The 4,974-nt window shown below is 48.2% G+C and carries 1 protein-coding gene and 4 pseudogenes; all 5 read left to right on the top strand.

The window, feature by feature from the left end; translation table 11 throughout:
* The first annotated feature begins 457 nt into the window (after positions 1 to 457).
* Positions 458 to 967, top strand: a pseudogene (locus ACXAC4_RS27300) (tRNA-dihydrouridine synthase).
* Between the two features lie 246 nt (positions 968 to 1,213).
* Entirely contained in the window at positions 1,214 to 1,507 is a 294-nt protein-coding gene (gene fis / locus ACXAC4_RS27305; protein ID WP_012520109.1) for a DNA-binding transcriptional regulator Fis, read from the top strand.
* Between the two features lie 85 nt (positions 1,508 to 1,592).
* Positions 1,593 to 3,202: pseudogene (gene purH / locus ACXAC4_RS27310) on the top strand (bifunctional phosphoribosylaminoimidazolecarboxamide formyltransferase/IMP cyclohydrolase).
* A 344-nt stretch (positions 3,203 to 3,546) separates the two neighbouring features.
* A pseudogene (locus tag ACXAC4_RS27315) lies at positions 3,547 to 4,365 on the top strand (class I SAM-dependent methyltransferase).
* 27 nt (positions 4,366 to 4,392) lie between these two features.
* Positions 4,393 to 4,967: pseudogene (locus tag ACXAC4_RS27320) on the top strand (phosphoribosylamine--glycine ligase); the annotation flags it as partial.
* Positions 4,968 to 4,974: the final 7 nt, after the last annotated feature.

The following is a 4,974-nucleotide window of genomic DNA, read 5'->3' on the forward strand; positions in this document are numbered from 1 at the left end:
ACTCCCATAGATGAAACCAGCACCTAGACCACGAAGTGAAATTTTGTGTGATTTTTAGCCTTTTCAAGCCTTGCGTAAAACACGTACACTTAGCGCCCCGTTTTAGCCGGGTGTATATTTTCTGTGCAGTTGTTAGATGGTGAGCTATACATTTTACAATGCGAATTGGACCTTACGAGTTAGAAAACAATTTAATGTTGGCCCCCATGGCTGGCGTAACAGACAGACCGTTTCAGCCAACTTTGTAAGCGCTATAGGTGCAGGGCTTAGTTGTTTCAGAAATGCTTGTCGAGTAATCCGAAGGTTTGGAACACAGCTAAAGTCACATGCGTCGCATGGATCATGCGGGCGAAGAAGGGCATTCGCTCGGTACAGATTGCTGGGGCTGACCCTGAGCTTATGGCTCAGGCAGCACGAATTTAATGTTGAGAACGGTGCGCAAATCATCGATATCAACATGGGTTGTCCGGCAAAAAAGGTCAATAAGAAGCTAGCAGGTTCGGCGTTGCTTGCAGTATCCAGAGCTTAGTGGAGAGTGATTATTCAAGCAGTGGTAAATGCTGTTGACGTACCCAGTGACGCTGAAAATTCAGTACCGGGTGGGACCCGGAAAATCGCAATGGGGCGGACATTGCCCGCATTGCAGAACAAAATGGCATACAGTCGCTTAGCTGTTCACGGCAGAACACGAGCTTGTATGTACAAGGGCGAAGCAGAATACGACACCATTACAGCCAAATTAAAGCAGGCGATGTCAATTCCGGTTATTGCAAATGGTGATATTACTTCTCCGGAGAAAGCACGAGAGGTGCTGAATTACACCGGTGCAGATGGCGTAATGATTGGTCGCGGCGCGCAAGGTAAACCTTGGATTTTTAAGCAGATCCAACATTATCTTGAAACGGGCGAGAACCTGCCAGCACCGCTCGCTGTCAGAGTTAGTATGAACTCTTGCACGAGCACGTAGCGAATGTGCACGGACTTTTACGGCGACATAGCCGGTGTGAGAATCGCCCGTAAGCACGTGGGCTGGTATCTCGCGGAGCACGATACGGATCGTACAGTTTCGTAAAACGTTTAACGCTATCGAGTTGACGCGAATGAGCAACTCGATGCACTAAATGCATTATTTTCAAGCGCTGCAGACACGAGAAACGCACGACAGATTTCTCCCGCAGCATAGTGATGACTAACTTAAGAGCAACACAGTATTATGTTCGATCAAAACGTGACTTCACCTTTTACTACTACAGTAACTACGCCTTCACAAACGCAAGCTCAAAAGCCACTGCGTGACTCTGTAAAGCAAGCGGTTAATAAGTACCTTAAGCAATTGGATAACGCAAACATCGATAACCTGTACGAAATGGTACTGGCTGAAGTTGAAGCGCCGCTGCTAGAAGAAGTCATGACTTACACACGCGGCAATCAAACCCGCGCTGCCATCATGATGGGCATCAACCGTGGCACACTGCGCAAGAAGCTTAAGCAATACGGCATGAACTAAGATTCCAAGGGCTTTGCCCACCAAAGAGCACCAATCGGTGCTCTTTTTGTTTCAACACTACAACATTAGCAAAACTTAAAATTTGATGCAAACACCAAAACCTATTAAACGTGCTCTCCTTAAGTGTCTCTGATAAAACCGGTATCGTCGAATTTCGCGACAGCGCTGCATAACGCTGGCGTAGAACTTCTGTCGACGGGCGGTACTGCGAAACTACTTGCTGATGCTGGCTTACCTGTGAAAGAAGTCTCTGATCACACAGGTCACCCGGAAATCATGGCAGGTCGTGTTAAAACGCTTCACCCTAAAATTCATGGCGGTATCCTTGGTCGTCGCGGTACCGATGAAGCGGTAATGGAAGAGCATAGCATTGCTCCTATCGACCTTGTGGTAGTTAACCTTTATCCCGTTCGCTGCAACCGTGGCAAACGAAGATTGCACGCTAGAAGATGCGATTGAAAATATCGATATCGGCGGACCGACCATGGTGCGTGCTGCTGCGAAAAACCATAAAGATGTGACCATTGTGGTTAATGCGTCTGACTACGCTCGCGTACTTGCTGAAATGGACGACAATCAGCGGCTCATTGACTTACAACACCCGTTTTGATTTAGCCATTAAGGCGTTTGAACACACAGCTGAATACGACGGCATGATTGCGAACTACTTTGGTGCCCGTGTTAGATAGCACTGGTTGTGAAGCAGACTGTGACCACCAGCACAGCGAATTCCCACGCACCTACAACATGCAGCTTACTAAGAAGCAAGATCTTGCGCTATGGTGAAAACAGCCATCAAGAAGCAGCATTCTATGTTGAAAACAACATTCAAGAAGCGTCGGTTGCTACCGCTACCCAGCTTCAAGGCAAAGAGCTGTCGTTTAACAACATTGCTGATACCGATGCGGCACTAGAGTGCGTGAAAGAGTTCGAAGAGCCAGCATGTGTAATTGTTAAGCACGCTAACCCGTGCGGTGTTGCTATTGGCGACGATATCCTAGAGCGCCTATGACCGCGCATTTAAAACTGACCCAACGTCAGCATTTGGTGGCATTATCGCGTTTAACCGAGAGCTTGACAGCGAAAACGGCGCAAGCCATTGTTGACCGTCAATTTGTGGAAGTGATCATTGCGCCGACCGTAAGCGATGAAGCCAAAGCAGTCGTAAGCTGCGAAGAAGAACGTACGCCTTCTAGCGTGCGGCGATTGGGCTGGTCAGCTAACTGAAGGTTATGACTTTAAGCGCGTAAACGGCGGTTTATTAGTACAAGAGCGCGACTTCGGCATGGTTGAAATGGACGACCTAGAAGTTGTGACTAAGCGTCAGCCAAGCGAAGATGCAACTACGCGACCTTATGTTCTGCTGGAAGGTAGCAAAATACGTGAAGTCTAACGCGATTGTTTACTGCAAAGACAGCATGACCATTGGCGTGGGCGCAGGCCAAATGAGCCGCGTTTACTCTGCGAAGATTGCTGGCATTAAAGCAGCCGATGAGAATCTGCGAAGTGGCTGGCTCGGTAATGGCTTCTGATGCTTTCTTCCCATTCCGTGACGGCATTGATGCTGCAGCTGAAGCTGGCATTAAGGCAGTAATTCAACCAGGCGGCTCTATGCGCGACCAAGAAGTGATTGCTGCCGCCGATGAACACGGCATTGCTATGGTGTTCACAGGTATGCGCCACTTCCGTCACTAATAGGTATCTACACCATATCTTTTAGTGCAGGCTTAGTGAGGGCAACCAACACCTAAGCTTAAACACGCAGTAAAGTGGCACTTTGTTACTTTACTGTGTGTTTGTTATTTTTCCTTAACCCTTTTTAATACGCAAACTCGAGGTCGATTTGCTTGGTTGTAGTGAAACCTTATCGAAGCGACAAAGTTGCGAATTATTCTGCTAAGGCGTAAGTGCGAATGGGGGTTAGCTGATAGGCTTGATCTGACCCGTGGTAATTTGTAGTAATAGTGTTACTAATAAATGTTATGTTTTACTAGTCCGCATAGACAATTACCTACCCTCGACAGAAAAAGGAAATAAGAATGAAAAAGTTAGCCCAACTTGCGTTAGCCGCAACGCTCGGTGTGACAGCAACCTATGCTAGCGCCGATGCTATTTCTGACGCCGCGATGAGCGATATCCGCTCCGATAAAGCCAAAGTGCGCGACGAGTACCGCAACCCTCAGCAAACACTACGCTTTTTTGGCTTACAGCCAGACATGACTGTGGTCGAAATCTCGCCAGGTGGCGGCTGGTATGCCGACATTCTTTATTCTGTTGTAAAAGAAGACGGTAAATACGTTGCGGCCCACTTCTATGTTGACGATGAAACCAGCGGCTACTACAAAAAGTCGGTAGAAGGCTTCAAAGAAGAAATGAAGCCGGGCATGAAGTACGAAGGGGCGAAGAACTTACCGCATTCGACCCTATGAAAGCGCTAGATATTAGCGAAGCGGGCAGCGCTGATATGGTGCTAACCTTTCGCAACGTACACAACTGGTACATGCGTCACGGTGACGAAGGTATCGACAATGCGTTTGGGGCTTTCTTCAAAGCACTTAAACCAGGTGGCGTACTGGGCGTAGTGGAACATGAACTACCTGAAAGTGCAGATGATGAAGCAATGAAGAAAAGTGGCTACATGAAGCGTTCTTACGTTGTAGCTGCCGCTGAAAAAGCGGGTTTTGTACTTGAAGCAAGTAGCGATGTAAACGCAAACCCAATGGACACTGCAGACCACCCGAAAGGTGTGTGGACGCTACCCCCTCGCTTGGCGCTTGACGACCAAGATCAGTGAGAAGTACATGGCGATTGGCGAGAGCAATCGCATGACGCTAAAATTCACCAAACCAAAATCGTAATATTAAACACTCAAAACGGAACAGTTAATGAACGTACTTGTAATTGGCGGCGGTGGCCGCGAGCACGCGCTAGCGTTTAAAGCAGCGCAGTCTTCTGATGTTTCAACAGTATTTGTAGCACCTGGTAATGCGGGTACCGCTACAGAGCCTAAGCTCGAGAACGTGGCTATTGATGTTAACGACATCGCTGGCTTAGTTTCTTTTGCTCAAGGTAACGATGTTGCGCTTACTATTGTAGGCCCAGAAGCGCCGCTAGTTGCAGGTGTGGTAGATGCGTTCACTAACGCGGGTTTAATGATATTTGGTCCTACTCAAGCTGCGGCGCAGCTTGAGGGCTCAAAAGCGTTTACCAAAGACTTTTTGGCTCCGCCACAATATCCCTACGGCTGAGTATCAAAACTTCACCGAGATTGACCCGGCTATTGCCTACGTTCGCGAGAAAAGGCGCGCCGATTGTAGTAAAGGCTGACGGTCTTGCTGCCGGTAAAGGCGTCATCGTTGCGATGACCCTTGAAGAAGCTGAAGATGCTATTCGGGACATGCTAGCGGGCAACGCCTTTGGCGAAGCGAGGTGCTGGTTTCATCTATCGGAGGGAATGGATTAACCTT

Source organism: Pseudoalteromonas sp. AWM4_233, assembly GCF_056158285.1.